General features: G+C 73.4%; 17 protein-coding genes. 13 read left to right on the top strand and 4 right to left on the bottom strand.

All coding sequences use genetic code 11. The features are described 5' to 3' along the window. The first annotated feature begins 58 nt into the window (after window positions 1-58). The 4 genes from ACZCLJ_RS04270 (at window position 59) to ACZCLJ_RS04255 (ending at window position 5307) form a co-directional block, all read left to right on the top strand. On the top strand, window positions 59-1387 hold the full coding sequence (locus ACZCLJ_RS04270; RefSeq protein ID WP_463105587.1) for a class I SAM-dependent RNA methyltransferase: 1329 nt from the start codon (window positions 59-61) through the stop codon (window positions 1385-1387). 67 nt (window positions 1388-1454) lie between these two features. Further along, on the top strand, window positions 1455-1670 hold the full coding sequence (locus tag ACZCLJ_RS04265; protein WP_435735761.1) for a hypothetical protein: 216 nt from the start codon (window positions 1455-1457) through the stop codon (window positions 1668-1670). A 218-nt stretch (window positions 1671-1888) separates the two neighbouring features. Beyond that, window positions 1889-4708, top strand: a complete 2820-nt coding sequence (locus ACZCLJ_RS04260) for an aconitate hydratase (RefSeq protein WP_463105586.1) — start codon at window positions 1889-1891, stop codon at window positions 4706-4708. Window positions 4709-4842: 134 nt separating this feature from the next. Continuing rightward, window positions 4843-5307: a DUF1801 domain-containing protein gene (locus ACZCLJ_RS04255; protein ID WP_463105585.1), complete on the top strand. Its 465-nt coding sequence runs from the start codon at window positions 4843-4845 to the stop codon at window positions 5305-5307. A 56-nt stretch (window positions 5308-5363) separates the two neighbouring features. Here ACZCLJ_RS04255 and ACZCLJ_RS04250 read toward each other — a convergent pair whose 3' ends face one another. The 3 genes from ACZCLJ_RS04250 to guaB1 are packed head-to-tail and all read right to left on the bottom strand — an operon-like array spanning window position 5364 to window position 8505. Further along, window positions 5364-6284: an aminoglycoside phosphotransferase family protein gene (locus tag ACZCLJ_RS04250; protein ID WP_463105584.1), complete on the bottom strand. Its 921-nt coding sequence runs from the start codon at window positions 6282-6284 to the stop codon at window positions 5364-5366. A gap of 50 nt (window positions 6285-6334) precedes the next feature. Further along, a complete protein-coding gene (locus tag ACZCLJ_RS04245) occupies window positions 6335-7057 on the bottom strand; it encodes an NUDIX hydrolase (protein WP_463105583.1) in 723 nt (240 codons plus the stop codon). Continuing rightward, window positions 7054-8505, bottom strand: a complete 1452-nt coding sequence (guaB1, locus tag ACZCLJ_RS04240; RefSeq protein ID WP_463105582.1) for a GMP reductase — start codon at window positions 8503-8505, stop codon at window positions 7054-7056. The genes ACZCLJ_RS04245 and guaB1 overlap by 4 nt, the downstream gene beginning before the upstream one ends. A gap of 207 nt (window positions 8506-8712) precedes the next feature. On the opposite strand from guaB1, the gene dxs reads away from it, so the two are divergent. Together dxs and ACZCLJ_RS04230 are read left to right on the top strand one after the other, a co-directional pair. Continuing rightward, a complete protein-coding gene (gene dxs, locus ACZCLJ_RS04235) occupies window positions 8713-10644 on the top strand; it encodes a 1-deoxy-D-xylulose-5-phosphate synthase (RefSeq protein ID WP_463105581.1) in 1932 nt (643 codons plus the stop codon). Window positions 10645-10839: 195 nt separating this feature from the next. Then, window positions 10840-11550: an HAD family hydrolase gene (locus ACZCLJ_RS04230; RefSeq protein ID WP_463105580.1), complete on the top strand. Its 711-nt coding sequence runs from the start codon at window positions 10840-10842 to the stop codon at window positions 11548-11550. Here ACZCLJ_RS04230 and ACZCLJ_RS04225 read toward each other — a convergent pair. Further along, window positions 11537-12616, bottom strand: coding sequence for a carboxylate-amine ligase (locus ACZCLJ_RS04225; RefSeq protein WP_463105579.1), 1080 nt, complete (start codon window positions 12614-12616; stop codon window positions 11537-11539). The two genes, ACZCLJ_RS04230 and ACZCLJ_RS04225, sit on opposite strands and share 14 nt — an antisense overlap. Before the next feature lie 349 nt (window positions 12617-12965). On the opposite strand from ACZCLJ_RS04225, the gene pflB reads away from it, so the two are divergent. The 7 genes from pflB to ACZCLJ_RS04190 all read left to right on the top strand — a co-directional run bounded on the left by pflB (window position 12966) and on the right by ACZCLJ_RS04190 (window position 20335). After that, entirely contained in the window at window positions 12966-15257 is a 2292-nt protein-coding gene (pflB, locus tag ACZCLJ_RS04220; RefSeq protein ID WP_463105578.1) for a formate C-acetyltransferase, read from the top strand. Window positions 15258-15407: 150 nt separating this feature from the next. Beyond that, entirely contained in the window at window positions 15408-16271 is an 864-nt protein-coding gene (pflA, locus tag ACZCLJ_RS04215; protein ID WP_463106352.1) for a pyruvate formate-lyase-activating protein, read from the top strand. A gap of 122 nt (window positions 16272-16393) precedes the next feature. After that, window positions 16394-16591, top strand: a complete 198-nt coding sequence (locus ACZCLJ_RS04210; protein ID WP_251150847.1) for a hypothetical protein — start codon at window positions 16394-16396, stop codon at window positions 16589-16591. Window positions 16592-16593: 2 nt separating this feature from the next. After that, entirely contained in the window at window positions 16594-16980 is a 387-nt protein-coding gene (locus ACZCLJ_RS04205) for a type II toxin-antitoxin system death-on-curing family toxin (protein WP_251150848.1), read from the top strand. Further along, entirely contained in the window at window positions 16977-19193 is a 2217-nt protein-coding gene (locus ACZCLJ_RS04200; protein WP_463105577.1) for a DEAD/DEAH box helicase, read from the top strand. Before ACZCLJ_RS04205 ends, ACZCLJ_RS04200 begins: the two co-directional genes overlap by 4 nt. A 49-nt stretch (window positions 19194-19242) precedes the next feature. Continuing rightward, on the top strand, window positions 19243-19539 hold the full coding sequence (locus tag ACZCLJ_RS04195; RefSeq protein WP_251150850.1) for a hypothetical protein: 297 nt from the start codon (window positions 19243-19245) through the stop codon (window positions 19537-19539). Between the two features lie 40 nt (window positions 19540-19579). Beyond that, the gene (locus tag ACZCLJ_RS04190) at window positions 19580-20335 is read left to right on the top strand and encodes a PIG-L deacetylase family protein (protein WP_463105576.1); all 756 of its coding nucleotides are present in this window, start codon (window positions 19580-19582) and stop codon (window positions 20333-20335) included. Window positions 20336-20394 lie beyond the last annotated feature (59 nt).

The raw sequence follows: 20394 nt of genomic DNA, 5'->3' as shown, positions 1-20394 counted from the left end.
GGCCGTCGGGGACCGCTGAGGGCCGCCGTGCGGGGAGCCACCGGGGATACTGGGTGGCATGCCCTCCTCCCCGCGCGGCCGCGCCGCAGCACGTACCCGTCCGAACCCTCGACCTGAGGTCGAGGTCGAGATGGAGGTCGAGGTCGGTCCCGTCGCGCACGGTGGGCACTGCGTCGCCCGCCACGACGGTCGTGTGGTCTTCGTGCGGCACACGCTGCCCGGCGAACGCGTCCGCGCACGCGTGACCGAGGGGGGCGAGGGGTCGAAGTTCTGGCGCGCGGACGCCGTCGAGATCCTCGAGCCGTCGCCCGACCGGGTGCCGTCCGTGTGGCCGGAGGCGGGTCCCGGCGGCGTCGGCGGTGGCGAGCTCGCGCACGTCGCCCTCCCTGCCCAGCGCCGCTGGAAGGGCGACGTGCTCGCCGAACAGCTGCGGCGCCTCGCGCGCCTCGATCTCGACGCCCGGCCTCACCTTCAGGTGGAGGTCGAGGGTCTGCCGGGGGACGACGAGTCCGGCGGCCTCGGCTACCGGACGCGCATCGACCTCGTGGCCGACGCCGACGGGCACGCCGGGATGCACCGGTTCCGCTCGCACGACGTCGTCGCGCTCGACGCGATGCCGCTCGCGACCGACGAGGTCGCGGGGCTGGCCGAGCAGGAGAAGGTCTGGACGCGGCGCTGGCGCCCCGGGACGCGCCTCGAGCTCGTCGCCCCGACCGGCTCCGCCCCGCTGCTCCTGGTCGACGGCGAGCCGTGGCGCGGCGGGTCCCTGGACAAGCGGACCAACGCGCGACGCAGCGTCGTCGAGCACGTGACGGTGGGCGGTCGCGAGCACGCCTACCGCGTCGCGGCCGACGGCTTCTGGCAGGTGCACCACCGCGCACCCGCCGCGCTCGCGGACGCGGTCCTCGCCGGCGTGGGCGACGTCGACGGCGCGCGTGTCCTCGACCTCTACTCGGGCGCCGGTCTCTTCACGCTGCCGCTCGCGGCGGCGGTCGGGGCGAGCGGGGCCGTCGTCGCCGTCGAGGGCGACGAGCGGGCGGTGCGCGACGCGCGGCGCAACGCCCACGGCGTGGAGAACGTCCAGCTCCACCACGGGCCGGTCGAGCACGTGCTCACCGGGCGCGGTGAGGGTGCGGAGGCCGTGGCGCGCGGGGGAGCGGACGTCGTCGTGCTCGACCCGCCGCGTGTCGGTGCAGGCCGCGCCGTCGTGGAGGCGGTCGCCGGGACGGGTGCCGGGCGCGTCGTGTACGTCGCGTGCGACCCCGCCGCACTGGCGCGGGACGTCGCGTATCTCGGCGAGCACGGCTACGGCCTGCGCAGCCTGCGGGCGTTCGACCTCTTCCCGCACACGCACCACCTGGAAGCGGTCGCGGTCCTCGAGCGTTGAGCAGTCAGGAGCCCTGGACCGTCCGGTCGCCGTCGCGCGGCCGGCGAGGGCGGACGGGAGCGCGGAGATGGGCGAGCAGGTGCGGGAGGGGTCGACCCGGCAGGCCGGGAGGTCGGCGCAGCCGGACGACGTCCGCGACGTCGTGGGCGTCGGGGTGCTGCTGCCGAACGGCAGGCTCGCCGGTCGCGCGTTCGCGTCGCGCGCCGAGGCCGAGGCGTGGGCCCGGCCCGAGGAGGGCGAGCAGGTCGTCGAGCTGAACGTGCTGTGCGACTGCGACCTCTGACGACCGGACCTGACCTGCAGCTTGTGTGTCCGGTAGATATCTTGACGTCAAGATATGTGCGCTATGCTGGTCGCGGTGCTGGTCCCGGCGCCGACGGACGCGAGCGCTCGACGTGCGCGCGACCCCGGCCGGACCGCCGCACCGGCCCGGCGTAGGCTGGGCGAAGCCCCCCAGAACCATGGCATCCGTGCCACCGTCTCGCCACGAAGGAGCCACGAGTGAGCAGCGTCGACACGTTCGGGTCGAAGGGAACACTGGAGGTCGGTGGGAGCTCGTACGAGATCTTCCGCCTGTCCGCCGTCGAGGGTGTCGAACGCCTCCCGTACAGCCTGAAGATCCTCGCCGAGAACCTCCTGCGCACGGAGGACGGCGCCAACATCACCGCCGACCACGTGCGCGCGCTCGCGTCGTGGGACCCCGCGGCGCAGCCCGACACCGAGATCCAGTTCACGCCCGCGCGCGTGATCATGCAGGACTTCACGGGCGTCCCCTGCGTCGTCGACCTCGCGACGATGCGCGAGGCCGTCGTCGACCTCGGTGGCGACCCGTCGCGCATCAACCCGCTCGCGCCCGCCGAGATGGTCATCGACCACTCCGTGCAGATCGACGTCGCGGGCCGCCCCGACGCGTTCGAGCGCAACGTCGAGATCGAGTACGAGCGCAACCACGAGCGCTACCAGTTCCTGCGCTGGGGCCAGACGGCGTTCGACGACTTCAAGGTCGTCCCCCCGGGCACCGGCATCGTGCACCAGGTGAACATCGAGTTCCTCGCGCGGACGATCATGACGCGTGAGGTCGACGGGGTCCTCCGCGCCTACCCCGACACGTGCGTCGGCACCGACTCGCACACGACGATGGTCAACGGCCTCGGCGTGCTCGGCTGGGGCGTCGGCGGCATCGAGGCCGAGGCGGCCATGCTCGGCCAGCCCGTGTCGATGCTCATCCCGCGCGTCGTCGGCTTCAAGCTCTCCGGCTCCATCCCGGCGGGCGTGACCGCGACCGACGTGGTGCTCACGATCACCCAGATGCTGCGCCAGCACGGCGTCGTCGGGAAGTTCGTCGAGTTCTACGGCGAGGGCGTGGCCCAGGTGCCGCTCGCGAACCGCGCGACGATCGGCAACATGAGCCCCGAGTTCGGCTCGACCGCGGCGATCTTCCCGATCGACGGCGTGACCCTCGACTACCTGCGTCTCACGGGCCGCAGCGAGGAGCAGCTCGCGCTCGTCGAGGCGTACGCCAAGGAGCAGGGCCTGTGGCTCGACCCGACGGCGGCGACCTATGTCGAGCCGACGTTCTCCGAGTACCTCGAGCTCGACCTCTCGACGGTCGTCCCGTCGATCGCCGGCCCGAAGCGGCCTCAGGACCGCATCGAGCTCACCGAGGCCAAGGAGTCGTTCGCCTCGGCGATCCTCGACTACGTCGGCGCCGAGGAGGCCGCGCCCTTCACCGGGCTCGACGAGTCCGTCGAGGAGACCTTCCCGGCGTCCGACCCCATCGCGGCGGCCGCGCACGACAACGAGTCCGACCACCCGGTCGCCCCCGGCCACGGCGACAGCGCCACGCGTCCGCACAAGGTCGTCCCGGTGACGCTCGGTGACGGCACGACGACGGAGCTCGACCACGGGCACGTCGTCATCGCCTCGATCACGTCGTGCACGAACACGTCGAACCCCTCGGTCATGCTCGCCGCGGCGCTGCTCGCGAAGAACGCGGTCGACCGCGGGCTCGCGTCGAAGCCGTGGGTCAAGACCTCGATGGCTCCGGGCTCGCAGGTCGTGACGAACTACTACGAGAAGTCCGGCCTCTGGCCGTACCTCGAGAAGCTCGGCTTCCACCTCGTGGGCTACGGCTGCGCGACGTGCATCGGCAACTCGGGTCCGCTCGCCGAGGAGATCTCCGCGTCGGTCAACGAGCACGACCTGTCGGTCGTCTCGGTGCTCTCGGGCAACCGCAACTTCGAGGGCCGCATCAACCCCGACGTGAAGATGAACTACCTCGCGTCGCCGCCGCTCGTCATCGCCTACGCGCTCGCCGGCACGATGGACTTCGACTTCGAGGGCGAGCCGCTCGGCACCGACCCGCACGGCGAGCCGGTGTTCCTCAAGGACATCTGGCCCTCGCCCGAGGACGTGCAGGCGACGATCGACTCCTCGATCGACCGTGACATGTTCACCAAGGACTACGCGGACGTCTTCACGGGCGACGACCGGTGGCGCGCGCTCGAGACGCCCGAAGGCGACACGTTCGAGTGGGACACCGAGTCGACCTACGTGCGCAAGCCCCCGTACTTCGACGGCATGGCGGCCGAACCGTCGCCCGTCACCGACATCTCGGGCGCTCGCGTGCTCGCGAAGCTCGGTGACTCGGTGACGACGGACCACATCAGCCCCGCGGGCGCCATCAAGGCGGACTCGCCGGCCGGCAAGTACCTCGCCGAGCACGGCGTGGGCCGTCGCGACTTCAACTCCTACGGCTCGCGCCGCGGGAACCACGAGGTCATGATCCGCGGCACGTTCGCGAACATCCGCCTGCGCAACCAGCTCCTCGACGGCGTCGAGGGCGGCTACACGTACAACTTCGTGAAGGACGCCCAGGACACCATCTACGACGCCGCGCAGGACTACGCCGCCCAGGGCACCCCGCTCGTCATCCTCGGCGGCAAGGAGTACGGCTCCGGCTCGTCGCGCGACTGGGCCGCCAAGGGCACCGCGCTCCTGGGCGTGAAGGCCGTCATCACCGAGAGCTTCGAGCGCATCCACCGCTCGAACCTCATCGGCATGGGCGTCCTGCCGCTGCAGTTCCCGGCGGGCGAGAGCGCGGGGTCGCTCGGGCTCGACGGCACCGAGACGTTCGACATCGCCGGCGTGACGGTCCTCAACGAGGGCAGCACGCCCTCGACCGTGGAGGTCACGGCCACGAAGGGTGACGGCACGACCGTCGAGTTCGACGCCGTCGTGCGCATCGACACCCCGGGCGAGGCGGACTACTACCGCAACGGCGGCATCCTGCAGTACGTGCTGCGCTCGCTCGTCGCCTGACCCACCAGCAGGTCGTCGGGGTCTGCCCGACGCCGCACGCGCACCCGGCGGGGCGCTCACCTCTCGAGGTGGGCGCCCCGCCGTCGTCCTTGCACGGTCGGCGCGTGCGGGCAGGAAGGGGGCAGACTGGGACCATGGCAGCGAGCGAGAACGCGACCCGGCCGACGGACGCGGACGTCCCGGCGTTCCTCGCCGCGGTCGATCACCCGGTCCGGCGACGGGACGCGCAGCGGCTCGTCACGCTGATGGCCCGGGTCACCGGCGAGGAACCCCGACTGTGGGGCCCGTCGATCGTGGGGTTCGGCACGTACCACTACCGTTACGAGAGCGGCCGCGAGGGTGACATGGCCGCCGCGGGGTTCTCGCCCCGCAAGGCGGCGACGACGATCTACCTCGCCGACGGCGTCGCCGAGCACGCCGAGCTGCTCGCCCGGCTGGGGCCCCACACGGTCGGCAAGGGCTGCCTCTACGTCAAGGACCTCGACCAGGTGGACCTCGACGTGCTCGAGGAGACCGTGCGGCGGTCGTACGCGTCGGTCACGGGCACGCCGGTGCGCGGCGGGCACGTCTCGGGGCCGTCGGCCGAGCCGGCAGGCTGAGCCGGCGTCCGCGACGTCCGGACGGGCCGGCGCCGGCGCTCGGTCGAGCGCCCGCGTCACTCCTCCGCGAGGACCTGCGCGAGCGCGTGCTCGCCGATCGCCCGCAGGTGCGGCGCGTCGTCGGAGTGCGCCAGCAGGATCGACGTGAACAGGACGGCCCACGCGAGCGAGCGGTCCCACGTCGCGTCGTCGGTACCGCACGCCGTCGTCACGCGGTCGCGGAACGTCGCGCGCGCGGGCGGGTCGAACGTGAGCCACGCGGTCGCGAGGTCGGTCGCCGGGTCTCCGCTCGTGACGTCGCCGAAGTCGACCACCGCGGCGAGGGAGGCGGCACCGGCCGCCCTGGGCCCGTCGCCCGGCGTGGCGATCAGGTTCGCCGGGTGGAGGTCCCCGTGGAGCCAGACGGCGGGACCGTCCCGGTCGGGCGTGCCGCAGAGGCGCGACCACAGGTCGAGCAGCGGACCGGGCTCGGGTACGGCACCCGAGGCGAGACGCTCGCGCACGGCGGCGTCGCGCGTGGCGAGCGGGACGCCCCGGTAGGGGTTGGCGGGTGCGTCCTCGGGTGCGGGGACGTGGAGAGCCGCGACGACGTCCGCGAGCGGTCCGGCGAGCCCGTGGCGCGCGGCGGGCTCCACCCGCCACGCGGGGACGCCGTCGAACCACGGGACCACGCTCCACGACCACGGGTAGACCGGGGCGACGGACCCGTCGGACGGCCGCCCGACACGCACGGGTGCGGGGACGGCGACGGGCAGCGACGGGGCGAGCGCGGGGAGCCAGCGCTGCTCGTTCTCGACGAGCTGCGCGGCGGCGGCGCGCCGCGGCAGCCGCAGCGCGAGGTCGTCGCCGAGGCGCAGCACGACGTTGTCCCAGCCGCTCGCGGCGACGACGATCGGCAGTCCCGCGAGGTCGGGGTGCTGCGCGGTGAGCAGGGCGCGGGCGAGGTCGACGGTGACGTCGGCCTCGGCGGAGGGCATGAGAGGCACCTCGCGACGCTACCGGAGGTGCCGCCGTCCGGACAGCGACCTCAGAGGGGCGCGTCGAGCGTGCGGGACCGGTCCCAGGGCTCGGTCCACCCGAGGCGGTCGAACAGCGCGTCGAGCAGGCCACCCGTGAAGCCCCAGACGAGGTGGTCCCGGCCGTCGGCCCGGGCGAGGAACCCCGGGCTCCTGTGCACGCTGCGACCCCGGCGCACTGTCACGGTGCGACGTCGCTCGGGGTCGAGCAGGTCCGCGACCGGGACGCGGAACACGTGCGCCGACTCGGCGTCGTCGACCGCGCGGACCGGCGTGGGACGGGCCCACCAACCGAGCACGGGCGTCACGAGGTGGTTGCTCACCGGGACGGGGAGCTCGCCGAGCGTCCCCAGCACCTCGACGCCGGAGCGGTCCAGACCGGTCTCCTCGACGGCCTCGCGCAGCGCGGCGTCGACGGCGTCGTCGTCGCCCGGGTCGACGCGGCCGCCGGGGAAGGCGACCTGTCCCGGGTGGTGGCCGAGGGTGGTCGCGCGGGCGAGGAGGAGGACGTCGAGGTCCCTCGCGACGGCCCGGGCGGCGTGCTCCGACGGCACGCCGTCGAGAACGCCGAACAGCATGAGGACGGCCGCCGGGCGCGCACGCTCGTTGAGCGCGCCGACGGCGACGCGCCACGGCGACGGCCAGTCGCCGCCGTCGTGGGGGAGCGCGGCGAGCTGGTCGCGGGCGGAGGGTGAGCCCGTCGGGCCCTCGGTCACCGGCACGAGCGAGGTCACCAGCTCACGGGGAGCGGGCGGCCCTCCTCGTAGCCCGCGGCGGACTGGATGCCGACGACGGCGCGCTCGGCGAACTGCTGCAGGTCGGCCGCACCGGCGTACGTGCACGACGACCGCAGCCCGGACGTGATCTCGTCGAGCAGGTCCTCGACACCGGGGCGCTGCGGGTCGAGGAACATCCGGCTGGAGCTGATGCCCTCCTCGTACAGGCCCTTGCGCGCGCGGTCGAAGGGCGAGCCGCCCGCGGTGCGCGCGGCCACGGCCCGCGCCGACGCCATGCCGAAGCTCTCCTTGTAGAGACGGCCGGTGCCGTCGTCGTGCAGGTCGCCGGGGGACTCGTAGGTCCCGGCGAACCACGAGCCGATCATCACCTGCGACGCACCGGCGGCCAGCGCGAGGGCGACGTCGCGCGGGTGGCGGACCCCGCCGTCGGCCCAGACGTGCTTGCCGAGCTCGCGCGCCGCCGCGGCGCACTCCAGCACCGCGGAGAACTGGGGGCGCCCGACGGCGGTCATCATGCGCGTCGTGCACATCGCGCCCGGGCCGACGCCGACCTTGACGATGTCGGCGCCGGCCGCGACGAGGTCGCGCACGCCGTCCGCGGTGACCACGTTGCCCGCGACGACGGGGACGTCCGGCGCGACGGACCGCACGGCGTCGAGGGCCTGGAGCATCTTCGTCTGGTGGCCGTGCGCGGTGTCGACCACGAGCACGTCGACGCCCGCGGCGAGCAGCTCCTTGGTCTTGGCCGCGACGTCGCCGTTGATCCCGACCGCCGCGCCGACGCGCAGGCGGCCGTCGGCGTCCAGCGCCGGGGTGTACACGGAGGAGCGCAGCGCACCCTTGCGCGTGAGGACGCCGACGATCGCGCCGTCGCGGGTCACGGGCGCGACCTTGAGGCGTGCCGTGTAGAGCTGGTCGAACGCGGCCTCGAGCCCGGCGCGCCCGCCGTCGAGGACCGACGCGTCGAGCACGAGCGGGTGGTCGGTCATCACCTGGTGGACCTGCGTGAACCGGTCGACGTCGGTGCAGTCGGCCTCGGTGACGACGCCGACCGGGCGACCGTCGTCGACGACGACCGCCGCGCCGTGGGCGCGCTTGCCGATGAGGGTGAGCGCGGTGTGCACGGTGTCGTGCGGGCGGACGACGACCGGCGTCTCGATGACGGGGTCCTTGGACTTGACGTCCGCGACGACGTCGGCGACGACGTCGGTCGGGACGTCCTGGGGGAGGATCGCGATCCCGCCGCGCCGCGCGACGGTCTCCGCCATGCGGCGGCCGGCGACCGCGGTCATGTTCGCGACGACGAGCGGGACGGTGGTGCCCGTGCCGTCCGCCGACGAGAGGTCGACGTCGAAGCGGGACGTGACCTCGGAGCGCGACGGGACGAGGAAGACGTCGCCGTAGGTGAGGTCGGTCGCGGGGGTCTGGCCGGGCAGGAAGCGCATGAGTCCCATCCTACGGTGGTCGCCCGGGTTGTCCGCGGTACGGAACTGGAGTTCCATCGCGTGCACGGCTGCCGCCGGTGCGGCGTGCGACGGAGTGTGCGTCAATGGCGTGAAGGTCTCGTCCCGCCGCGCACCGGTGCGCGGCGCACCGCCGCGCAGCACCTAGAGTTGTCGGGCTGGTCGGACGGGAACGGAACGGAGCACTGCATGAGCCTGTTGAGCACGATCACCTCCCCCGAGGACGTGCAACGGCTGACGCCGGCCCAGGCCCGCGAGCTCGCCGCCGAGATCCGCGACTTCCTCGTGGAGTCCGTGTCGCGCACGGGCGGTCACCTCGGCCCGAACCTCGGCGTGGTCGAGCTGACGATCGCGATGCACCGCGTCTTCTCGTCGCCGACGGACACGTTCGTGTTCGACACGGGGCACCAGTCCTACGTGCACAAGCTTCTGACCGGTCGCCAGGACTTCTCCGCGCTGCGCAAGAAGGACGGGCTCTCGGGATACCCGTCGCGCGCCGAGTCCGAGCACGACGTCGTCGAGAACTCGCACGCGTCGACCGCCCTGTCCTGGGGCGACGGGATCGCGAAGGCCAACGTCGTGCGGGGCCTGACGGACCGCCACGTCGTCGCCGTCATCGGCGACGGCGCGCTCACGGGCGGCATGGCGTGGGAGGCCCTCAACAACATCGCCGAGTCGCAGGACCGCCGGCTGATCGTGGTCGTCAACGACAACGGGCGTTCCTACTCGCCGACCATCGGCGGCATGGCGCACCACCTGTCGACCCTGCGCACCACGCGCGGCTACGAGAGCTTCCTCCAGTGGGGCAAGCGGACGCTGACCCGGTCCGGTGCGCCCGGGCGGTTCGCCTACGAGTGGCTGCACGGCCTGAAGAAGGGTCTCAAGGACGTCGTCGCGCCGCAGGGCATGTTCGAGGACCTCGGCATCAAGTACGTCGGGCCGATCGACGGCCACGACGTCGAGGCGATGGAGCACGCGCTGCGCCGCGCCAAGGCGTACGGCGCGCCCGTGCTCGTGCACGCGATCACCGAGAAGGGGCGGGGGTACTCGCCCGCCGAGCAGGACGTCGCGGACCGCTTCCACGCGGTCGGCCAGATCCACCCCGAGACCGGGCTGCCCGTCGCGCCCTCGCGGTTCGGCTGGACGAGCGTCTTCGCGGACGAGATCGTCCAGATCGGCCGTCGGCGGTCCGACGTGGTCGCGATCACCGCGGCCATGCTCGAGCCGGTGGGCCTCAAGCCGTTCTCCCAGGCGTTCCCCGAGCGCACGTTCGACGTGGGCATCGCCGAGCAGCACGCCGCGACGTCCGCGGCGGGCATGGCGTTCGCCGGGCTGCACCCGGTCGTCGCCGTGTACGCGACGTTCCTCAACCGCGCGTTCGACCAGGTCCTCATGGACGTCGCGCTGCACAAGGCGGGCGTGACCTTCGTGCTCGACCGCGCGGGCATCACCGGCGACGACGGCGCGAGCCACAACGGCATGTGGGACATGGCGATGCTGCGCATCGTCCCCGGGCTGCGCCTCGCGGCGCCGCGCGACGAGGAGACCCTGCGGACCGCGCTGCGCGAGGCCGTGGACGTCGACGACGCCCCGACCGTCGTGCGGTACCCGAAGGGCGCGCTCTCCGAGGCGCTGCCCGCGCTCGACACGGTCGACGGCGTGGACCTGCTCGCGGTGCCCGCGGACCGCGCGGACGAGGCCCAGGTGGGCGACGGCGCCGCAGCAGAGGGCTCTCCGCGTCGCCGCGTCCTGCTCGTCGGTCTGGGCTCGATGGCGCGCGTCGCGCTCGGGGCGGCGGAGTCGCTCACGACGCACGGCGTGGACGTCACGGTCGCGTCGCCGACGTGGGTCCTGCCGATGCCGAGCGCGCTCGTCAAGCTCGTGGGCGAGCACGACCTCGTCGTGAGCGTCGAGGACGGTGTCGCCGACGGCGGCGTCGGGTCGCTGCTCGCGCAGCGTGCCCTCGAGTCGGGGGTGCGCACGCCGGTCCACGCGATCGGGCTGCCGGCGCAGTTCCTCGACCACGCGAGCCGCGACCAGGTCGTGACGGCGTTCCGCCTCACGGCTGCCGACGTCGCCCGCGACGTGCTCGACGGGCTCGCGGCGCTCGGGCGCGACTGAACCGCGCAGGTTCGCCACGCCCGACGTGCGCGACGACACTGCTCGTCGCCATGACGTCATCGAGATCGGCACATCGGCGCGAGATCGGTCCTCCGGAGGACCGATCTCGCGCTCGGCGACCGATCTCGCGCTCGGCGACCGATCTCGCGCGGACGGCTCGACCGGGTGGCGGCCACCTGCGCTACGGTCCGGCCCATGATCTGGCTCCTGGACCTCGACAACACCCTGGTCGGGCGCGACGTCGCCTTCGCCGCCTGGGCCCGTGGCGCGGTGGCCGAGGTGGGCGGCGACGAGTCCGACGTCGCCGCGATCGTGGCGGCGGACCGGGGAGGGCACGCCCCGAAGACCGACGTCGCGCGCGTGATCGTCGAGCGGCTCGGCTGGCGGGACGAGATTCCCGCCGTGGTGGAGCGCTTCCGGCAGGGGATCCTCGAGCACGTCGAGGCGTACCCGGGCGTGCTCGCCGCGCTCGACGGGCTGCGTGCGGACGGGCACCGCGTCGTCGTCGTGACGAACGGCACGTCCGCGCAGCAGCGCGGGAAGATCGCCCGCTGCGACGTCGCACCGCACGTCGACGACGTGGTGGTCTCCGACGAGGAGCAGGTCGCCAAGCCGGACCCGCGCCTGCTCGAGATCGCACTCGAGCGCCTCGGCGCGGGCGCGGTCGAACGGCGCGAGGTCTGGATGGTCGGCGACGCCGCCCACCTCGACGTCGCCGCGGGTCGCGCGGCGGGTGTGCGCACCGCCTGGGTCTCGCACGGCCACGCCTGGGCGGGCGGGGCGGAGCCCGACGTCGCGGGCGTGACGACGGTCGAGACCCTGGCGCTCGCGGCGGCGGCGTCCCGGGTCGCCGCGACCGGCCCCGGGACGCCCGCCCCGCTCCAGCGGTCGCTCAGGAGTGCGTGACCCCGACCGCCTTCTCGACGACGACCCGCAGGTCCCCGCCCGACTCGGCGAACCACTCGCGCTGCCGGGCGGCCCCGTTGCCGCGTGACCACAGCCGTCCGAGCAGCTCGGTCACGGTGTCGAGGTCGCCGGTGTCGACGAGCGCGTCCCGCACGTGCGCGACGAGCTGCCCCACGACGTCGTGCGCGGGGGCGGGGCGCCAGGTGAGCGGCGAGACGAGGTCATCGGCGAGCCCCGAGCGCCCGGCGCGCCACGACGCGGTGCGCAGGAGCTCGGGCCGCAGCTCGGGCGCCGCCGTGCCCGCCGCCGCCTCGCGGGCCGACGTCTCGACGAGTCCGCGTGCGAGCGCTGCGACGAGCGTCGCGGTCTCGGGGTCGAGGCACACGTCGGCGATGCGGATCTCGACGGTCGGGTACCGCGCCGAGAGTCGCGCGTCGAAGTACACCATCGCCTGGTCGAGGATGGTGCCGGTCGCGACGAGGGAGGCGACGGCGTCGTGGTACGCCTCCGGGCTGCCGAACGAGCGCGCCGGCCCCGAGGTGGGCCACCGCGACCACACCTGCGACCGGAAGCTCGCGTAGCCGCTGTCCTCGCCCTGCCAGTAGGGCGAGTTGGTGCTCAGGGCGAGCAGCGTCGCGAGCCAGGGGCCGATCCGGTCGAGCACGGCGACGCCCTCGGTGTCGTCCGCGACGGCGACGTGCACGTGGCACCCGCTCGTGAGCTGCTCGCGCGCGGTCAGCCCGAACGCGGCGCGGGCCTCGAGGTAGCGCAGCCGTGCCACCGTCGTGCCCTCGAATGGCAGCGGCGACGTGGAGAGCGCCGCGACGCGGGCCCCGACCCGGTCGGCTGCCTCCTGGGCACGTGCCCGTCCGGCGCGGATCTCCTTCGCGAGGTCCTCCAGCTCGGTGCGCGGGTGCGTCGCCGTCTCGAGCTGCTCCTCCATGAACTCCGACTCGAGCGAGCCGGTCCCGCCGCCCTTGTCCGACGTCCCGGTCGCCTCCAGCGCCTCCTGGGCCTTGGCGACGGGACGGCCGTCCTCGCCGACGAGCAGGAACTCTTCTTCCACACCTACGGTCCGTGTCACCCGGGAAGTGTCACACGGACCGGCCCCGCCCGCGTCGCTGGTGATGTCCGTCAGGTCGCGGCGCTGCCTTGCGGCGTGGGGTGAGCCGTCGACCATCCTTGTGAAGGTGATCACAAGGATGGTCCGTGGGGCGTGGAAATGGGACGGGATCGTTGGGATGTCGCCGTTCCTCCCCGTCGTGCCCGGCTCGGGACCTAGGTCACCGGGACGCTCGGAACCGGCCCACGGACGGCTGCATGTCCCTAGCCTGGAAGTGGCGACGGAGCCCGGGGCAGGGCTACCGGGAACCGGCCGGCGCGCGGATCAGCGCGTGAGGCACGAAGGAGGACCGATGACCAGCGTTTCCGAGGCACCGCGCACGCAGGGCGGGACCCGTCCGCAGACCGACGACGCCCACGTCCCCGCCTGGGAGGGGTTCGTGGACGGTCCGTGGCGCGACCACGTCGATGTCCGCGACTTCATCCAGCGCAACTACCGCCCCTACACGGGCGACTCCTCGTTCCTCGAGGGCCCGACCGAGCGCACGACCGGCATCTGGGCGACGCTCTCCGCGATGTTCCCCGAGGAGCGCGAGAAGGGCGTCCACGACGTCGACCCGCACACCCCCGCGGGCATCACGGCGCACGCGCCCGGCTACATCGACCGGGACAACGAGATCGTCGTCGGCCTGCAGACCGACGCGCCGCTCCGGCGGGCGATCATGCCGAACGGCGGCTGGCGCATGGTCGAGGGTGCCCTGAAGACCTACGGCTACGAGGTCGACGAGACCCTGCGGAAGGTCTTCAGCGAGTACCGCAAGACCCACAACCAGGGCGTGTTCGACGTCTACCCGCCGAACGTCCGCGCGGCCCGCAGCTCGCACATCATCACCGGTCTCCCGGACGCCTACGGACGCGGCCGGATCATCGGGGACTACCGCCGCGTCGCGCTGTACGGCGTCGACGCCCTCGTCGCGGCGAAGACGCTCGACAAGCTCGAGCTCGACACGCTCCCGTTCACCGAGACGGTGGCGCGCGAGCGCGAGGAGCACGCGGAGCAGATCCGGGCGCTCGGCGAGCTCAAGGAGATGGCCGCGACCTACGGGTACGACATCTCCGGCCCGGCGACGAGCGCCCGCGAGGCCGTGCAGTGGCTCTACTTCGCCTACCTCGCCGCCGTGAAGGAGCAGAACGGCGCCGCGATGTCGCTCGGGCGGACGTCGACGTTCCTCGACGTGTTCATCGACCGCGACCTCGAGGCCGGACGCATCACGGAGTCGCAGGCGCAGGAGATCGTCGACGACTTCGTCATCAAGCTGCGCATCGTGCGGTTCCTGCGCACCCCCGAGTACGACGCTCTGTTCTCCGGCGACCCGACGTGGGTCACGGAGACGATCGCCGGCATGGGCGAGGACGGCCGCCCGCTCGTCACGAAGAGCTCGTTCCGGTTCCTCCAGACGCTCTACAACCTCGGCCCGGCACCGGAGCCCAACATGACGGTCTTCTGGAGCCCCGAGCTGCCGCAGGGGTTCAAGGACTACTGCGCGCAGGTGTCGATCGACACGTCCGCCGTGCAGTACGAGTCGGACGAGCTCATCCGTGCGGCGTGGGGCGACGACGCGGCGATCGCGTGCTGCGTGTCCCCGATGCGGGTCGGCAAGCAGATGCAGTTCTTCGGTGCGCGCGTCAACCTCGCCAAGACGCTGCTCTACGCGATCAACGGCGGGCGTGACGAGGTCTCGGGCAAGCAGGTCTCGCCCGTGGCGGCACCTGTCGAGGGCGACGTGCTCGACTACGACGACGTCATGGCGAAGTTCGACGCCACGATGGACTGGCTCGCCGCCACGTACGTCGAGGCGCTCAACTGCATCCACTGGTCGCACGACAAGTACGCGTACGAGCGCCTCGAGATGGCGCTGCACGACAAGGACGTGCTGCGGACGATGGCGTGCGGCATCGCCGGCCTCTCCGTCGCGGCGGACTCGCTGTCGGCGATCCGCTACGCGACCGTGAAGGTCGTGCGCGACGAGCGCGGGATCGTCGTCGACTACGACACCGAGGGCGAGTTCCCCACCTTCGGCAACGACGACGACCGGGCCGACGAGATCGCCGTCGACCTCGTGGAGCGGTTCATGGCGAAGGTGCGCACGCACCCGACCTACCGCGACGCGGTGCCGACGCAGTCGGTCCTGACGATCACCTCGAACGTCGTGTACGGCAAGGCGACGGGCAACACGCCCGACGGCCGACGCGCCGGCGAGCCGTTCGCCCCGGGCGCGAACCCGATGAACGGCCGCGACACGCACGGCATGCTGGCGTCGGCGCTGTCCGTCGCGAAGCTCCCGTACGACGAGGCGCAGGACGGCATCTCGCTGACCAACACCGTGGTGCCGAGCGGCCTCGGGCGGACGAAGGAGGAGCAGGTGACCAACCTCGCCGGCCTCCTCGACGCGTACGTCGGCTCGAACGGCTACCACATGAACGTCAACGTGCTGAACCGCGAGACGCTCCTGGACGCCATGGACCACCCGGAGAACTACCCGCAGCTGACGATCCGCGTGTCCGGCTATGCGGTGAACTTCGTCCGCCTCACGCGCGAGCAGCAGCTCGACGTGCTGTCGCGCACGTTCCACGGCGCGCTGTAGCCGCACCGCGCACCACGAGGAGACCCGATGACCGTCACCCTTCCCGCCCCCGCCGCCCGCACCGGGCGAGGCTGCGGCCTCCCCGCGGGCAGCGTGCCGCCCGACGACGCCACGCGCCTCGAGGTGCCGGACGCCGCGGCGGACCCCGCGATGACGGGCTCGCCGGTGGGCCACGCCCGCCGGGCGGGCGCAGGCCTGGACGGGCTGACGGTCGCGGACGTGGACCGGGCCGACAAGCTCGCGGCGATGCGCGCGGGCGAGCTCGGCTCGGTCCACTCGTGGGAGCTCGTCACCGCGGTCGACGGGCCGGGGACGCGCCTGACCGTGTTCCTCAACGGCTGCCCGCTGCGGTGCCTGTACTGCCACAACCCCGACACGTTCGCGATGAAGGACGGCGAGCCCGTCACCGCGGACGGTCTCCTCGCGCGCGTGCGGCGCTACCTGCCGGTCTTCCTGGCGACGCACGGCGGGCTCACGCTCTCGGGGGGCGAGGTGCTCATGCAGCCCGCGTTCGCCGCCCGGGTCCTGCGCGGCGCGAAGGCCATGGGCGTGCACACCGCGCTCGACACGTCGGGCTTCCTCGGCACGAACGCGACCGACGCGATGCTCGACGACACCGACCTCGTGCTGCTCGACGTGAAGTCGGGCGACCCGGAGACCTACCGTCGTGTGACGAGCCGCGACCTCGAGCCCACCCTGCGGTTCGGGCGTCGGATCGCCGAGCGCGGCCTCGACGGGCACGCGCCCGAGGTGTGGGTACGGTTCGTCCTCGTCCCGGGCCTCACGGACGACGTGGAGAACGTCGAGAAGGTCGCGGAGTACGCGGCCTCGCTGAACGCGATCCGTCCCGGGACGGTGACCCGCGTCGAGGTGCTCCCGTTCCACCAGATGGGCCGCGACAAGTGGGACGCGCTCGGACGCACGTACGCGCTCGAGGACGCGCCGGCACCGTCGGCAGAGCTGACCGACCGCGTGCGCGACCAGTTCCGCGCGCACGGCCTCACGACGTACTGAGCGCAGCTGACGGTGCGCGCCGACGACCTGGAAGAGGTCACGCGGGGCGTCGTCGTGGTCACCGAGGCCGGTCTCCGGGCAGAGTGGTACCGTGCTGGTATCACTTCGACCAGGAGGCTTCCATGGCCATGACGTTGCGGCTCGACGACGAGGCGCAGGCTGCGCTCGAACGGATCGCGCGCCGGGACGGCGTCTCGGCGAACGTCGCGGTCGGCCGCGCCGTCGTGGAGTACGACGCCAAACGGCGGGAGCTGCGCGACCGGCTCATCGCGCAGATCGTCGAGGAGGACCGCGAGCTCCTCGACCGGCTCGCGCAGTAGCAGTGGTCGTCTACCTCGACGAGGACGACCTGCTCGCCGCTGCGGACGCCTTTCTGGGTGCTCCCGCAGCCGTGCGGGACTACGGGCTGCTCTCGTCGGCTCTCGCGCGCCCCGGGGCGTCCATGTTCGGTGTGGAGGCGTATCCGGGGCTCGACGAGAAGGCCGCTGCTCTGCTGCTCTCGCTGACGAAGAATCACGCACTCATCGACGGGAACAAGCGCCTCGGCTGGGTCGGGGCGCGGCTCTTCTACGCTCTGAACGGTGCGCGACTCGCCATGCCGCAGGACGACGCGTACGACCTTGTCATCCAGATCGCCGCCGGCGAGGTCGAGGACGTGCCGACCGTCGCGGCCAGGCTCGCAGCCTGCGTGATCCGCAGCGAGACGTGACCGAGGACGTGCCGCCGCGCCGTGACGTGGCAGCGGCGCGGCAGGCCGTCGACGACGGGGATGCGCTCGCGGCGTTGCTCGAGCGGTTCCTCGGTGCGCCGTCGGTGGCGCGCGAGCGCGTCCGCGCCGCGTTCGGCGACAGCCGCGAGGAGAAGGTCCTCGCGCACCTCGACGGCGTCGACGTCGCGGCGCTGCGCGACGTGACCCGCGAGCGGCTGCGCCTCGGCACGCTCACCGACGCCGGGGTCGCGACGGTCGGCGAGGTCGCGCGCCTCGGGCGTCGGGGGCTCGAGCGCGTCCCGGGCATCGGCCCGCAGACCGCGACCCACCTGCTCGCCGCGGCGGAGCAGGTGGCGCGCGCGGTGCGCGCGAGCCTGCGGTTCCGCATCGACCTCACCCCGACCGACCCCGTCGCGACAGCGCTCGTCCAGGCGCTGCACTCGCTCGACCGGGCCGAGGCCGCCCTCGCGCGGTACGGCGACCAGGCGCGACGCGCGCTCGCCGAGCACGAGCGCGTGCACGACGACGCCCGCGTCGCGGCGAGCGGGACCCGCCGCTTCTTCGCGTGGGGGGAGCGTCGCCGGCGGGCGTTCGCCGCCGTCGCGACCCTCTCCGCGCTGGGCGACGAGGCGCGCGCCACGGGCCTCGCCGAGGACGCGCGCCGGGTCGTCGCGCTGCTGGCCGAGCCCGGCCGGCCGTACGACGTCTGGGAGGACTTCCGCCGCCGCTCCGCCGCGTACTACGCGCTGCTCGACGGCGTCGCCCCCACGGGACGGGATCTCGCCGCGACCGAGGGTCACCTGCCGGCGGAGCTCGTCGAGCGCGTCCAGACGCAGGCGCTCGACGAGACGCTGCTCCGCGCTTCTCTGCGCGGGTACCAGGCGTTCGGCGCACGGTTCGCGCTGGCCCAGCGGCGCGCGATCCTCGGCGACGAGATGGGCCTCGGCAAGACCGTCCAGGCGATCGCCGTCATCGCGCACCTCGTCGCGGGCGGCGCGACGCACGCCGTCGTCGTGTGCCCCGCGAGCGTGCTGACGAACTGGGTGCGTGAGCTGCGCGCGCACGCCGACCTCACGGTCCACGCGCTGCACGGCGAGGCGCGCGAGGAGGCGGAGACGGCATGGCGCGCACGCGGTGGCGTCGCGGTCACGACCTTCGCCGGGTTGCGCGCCGCGGGGACCGAGACGTTCCTGGCGTCGGGGCCGGCCGTCGTCGTGGTCGACGAGGCGCACTACGTCAAGAACCCGGAGGCCAAGCGTTCGCTCGCCGTCGCCGCGCTCGCGGCCGGGACGCCACACGTGCTTCTCCTCACGGGGACGGCGATGGAGAACCGCGTCGAGGAGTTCCGCACGCTCGTGGGCTACCTGCATCCGGAGCTCGCCGCCGGCCTCGACGCCGCCGCGGGTGCTGCGGGCCCCGAGGCGTTCCGCCGGGCCGTCGCGCCGGCCTACCTGCGCCGCAACGCCGAGGACGTCCTCGAGGAGCTGCCCGAGCTCGTCCAGGTCGACGAGTGGGAGGACCTCGGGCCCGTCGACGGCGCGGCGTACCGGGAGGCGGTCGCGACCGGTGGGTTCATGGCGATGCGGCGCGCGGCGTTCGCCGTGGAGCACGCCGAGGACTCGGCGAAGGTGCGTCGCCTGGTCGAGATCGTGGCCGAAGCGACGCAGAACGGGCGCAAGGTCGTCGTGTTCTCCTTCTTCCGCGACGTCGTCGACCTCGTCGCGCGGGTGCTCGGCGACCTCGCCGTCGGCCCGCTCTCCGGGTCGGTGCCCGCTGCGGCGCGGCAGACGATCGTCGACGACTTCACCGCCTCGCCGGTCCCGCGTGCGCTCGTCAGCCAGATCGACGTCGGGGGAGTGGGCCTCAACCTGCAGGCGGCGTCCGTCGTCGTGCTCTGCGAGCCGCAGACCAAGCCGACCACGGAGGCGCAGGCGATCGCCCGCGCACACCGCATGGGTCAGGTCGAGACCGTGCAGGTCCACCGGCTGCTCACGCAGGACAGCGTCGACGAGCACCTCGTGCGGATCCTCGACACCAAGGCGCGGCTCTTCGACGCGTACGCGCGGCGCAGCGCGCTCGCCGAGGAGGTCGCGGGCGCCGTCGACGTGTCGGAGGCTGCGCTCGCGCGGACGATCGTCGCCGCGGAACGGGCGCGGCTCGTCGTCGACCCGCGCGTCACGTCGGTCGAGGACGCGGTCGTCGACGGGCTCTGACCGACGCGCCGTGCTGCGGGGCACGCACGCCGTCGACGAGGATGGGCTGATGCCCGACACCACACCCGACGTCCAGGTGGGCGCTCTCGCGATCAACGTCACCGTCCCCGACGACCTCCGCTGGACCGACGAGCGTCGCGGCGAGGTCTTCCAGCTGCAGACGATCACCGTCCGCCTCCTGCCGGACGGTCACCTCGCGGCCAAGGCGTACGGCCGGCCCGTCGCCGGCGGCCGCGGCGGCTACGTCTCGTTCCGCGTCCCGGACCGCCCCGAGCTCGCCGCGCTGATCGAGGCGGGCGCCACCGCCGCGTCGCGCCGGTGGGCGGAGCACCGCGGGCTCGAGTAGGCCGGGTGCGGTATGCAGTACCGGGCCCTACCGTGACCGTATGACCACCGAAGCCCAGGAACCCGTCGCGCTCACCCCGTTGCCCGAGACCTGGTCGACGGCGCTCGCGGTCGTCGCGCACCCCGACGACATGGAGTTCGGCGCGGCCGCTGCCGTCGCGCGGTGGACCGGTCAGGGCAAGCGCGTCGTGTACTGCATGGTGACGAGCGGCGAGGCGGGCATCGACGGCATGGACCCCGACGTCGCGCGCGGGATCCGCGAGGCCGAGCAGGTGGAGTCGGCGCGGCTCGTGGGCGTCGACGAGGTCGAGTTCCTCGGTCTGCCCGACGGTGTGCTCGAGTACGGCGTGCCGTTGCGGCGCGAGATCGCCCGGGTCGTGCGGCGTCACCGTCCGGACGTGGTGATCACGGGGAACCACCGGGAGGCGTTCCCGAACGGCGTCCCGAACCAGGCCGACCACGTCGCGACCGGCCGTGCGGTCCTCGACGCCGTGCGCGACGCGGGCAACCGCTGGATCTTCCGGGACCAGGTGGAGGACGAGGGGCTCGAGCCGTGGGGCGGCGTCGAGCAGGTGTGGGTCTCCGGCTCGCCCACGGCGACGCACGTCGTCGACGTCAGCGCGACGTTCGACGCGGGCGTCGCGTCCCTCGCGGCGCACGCCGCGTATCTCGACGGCCTCGGCTGGGAGGGCTTCGACCCGGCCGAGTTCCTCGGGTCCATGACCCGGCCCGCGGGCCAGGCGCTCGGCGTCGAGCACGCGACGACGTTCGAGGTCGTCAGGCTGACCTGGGACTGAGGCTGCCCGGTCGGCGTCGTCCGCGACCAGGCCCTCGTCACCGTCGACCAGGCGGCCGT

The sequence above is a fragment of the Cellulosimicrobium sp. So1_17 genome, from assembly GCF_055181235.1.
Note: the sequence above shows the minus strand (reverse complement) of the source record. Positions and strands in the feature narration are given on the sequence as shown.

Coding starts and splice junctions, on each gene's coding strand:
- ACZCLJ_RS04270 (WP_463105587.1), top strand. CDS start 59: ATGCCCTCCTCCCCGCGCGGCCGCGCCGCAGCACGTACCCGTCCGAAC.
- ACZCLJ_RS04265 (WP_435735761.1), top strand. CDS start 1,455: ATGGGCGAGCAGGTGCGGGAGGGGTCGACCCGGCAGGCCGGGAGGTCG.
- ACZCLJ_RS04255 (WP_463105585.1), top strand. CDS start 4,843: ATGGCAGCGAGCGAGAACGCGACCCGGCCGACGGACGCGGACGTCCCG.
- ACZCLJ_RS04250 (WP_463105584.1), bottom strand. CDS start 6,284: ATGCCCTCCGCCGAGGCCGACGTCACCGTCGACCTCGCCCGCGCCCTG.
- guaB1 (WP_463105582.1), bottom strand. CDS start 8,505: ATGCGCTTCCTGCCCGGCCAGACCCCCGCGACCGACCTCACCTACGGC.
- dxs (WP_463105581.1), top strand. CDS start 8,713: ATGAGCCTGTTGAGCACGATCACCTCCCCCGAGGACGTGCAACGGCTG.
- ACZCLJ_RS04230 (WP_463105580.1), top strand. CDS start 10,840: ATGATCTGGCTCCTGGACCTCGACAACACCCTGGTCGGGCGCGACGTC.
- pflB (WP_463105578.1), top strand. CDS start 12,966: ATGACCAGCGTTTCCGAGGCACCGCGCACGCAGGGCGGGACCCGTCCG.
- pflA (WP_463106352.1), top strand. CDS start 15,408: ATGACGGGCTCGCCGGTGGGCCACGCCCGCCGGGCGGGCGCAGGCCTG.
- ACZCLJ_RS04210 (WP_251150847.1), top strand. CDS start 16,394: ATGGCCATGACGTTGCGGCTCGACGACGAGGCGCAGGCTGCGCTCGAA.
- ACZCLJ_RS04195 (WP_251150850.1), top strand. CDS start 19,243: ATGCCCGACACCACACCCGACGTCCAGGTGGGCGCTCTCGCGATCAAC.
- ACZCLJ_RS04190 (WP_463105576.1), top strand. CDS start 19,580: ATGACCACCGAAGCCCAGGAACCCGTCGCGCTCACCCCGTTGCCCGAG.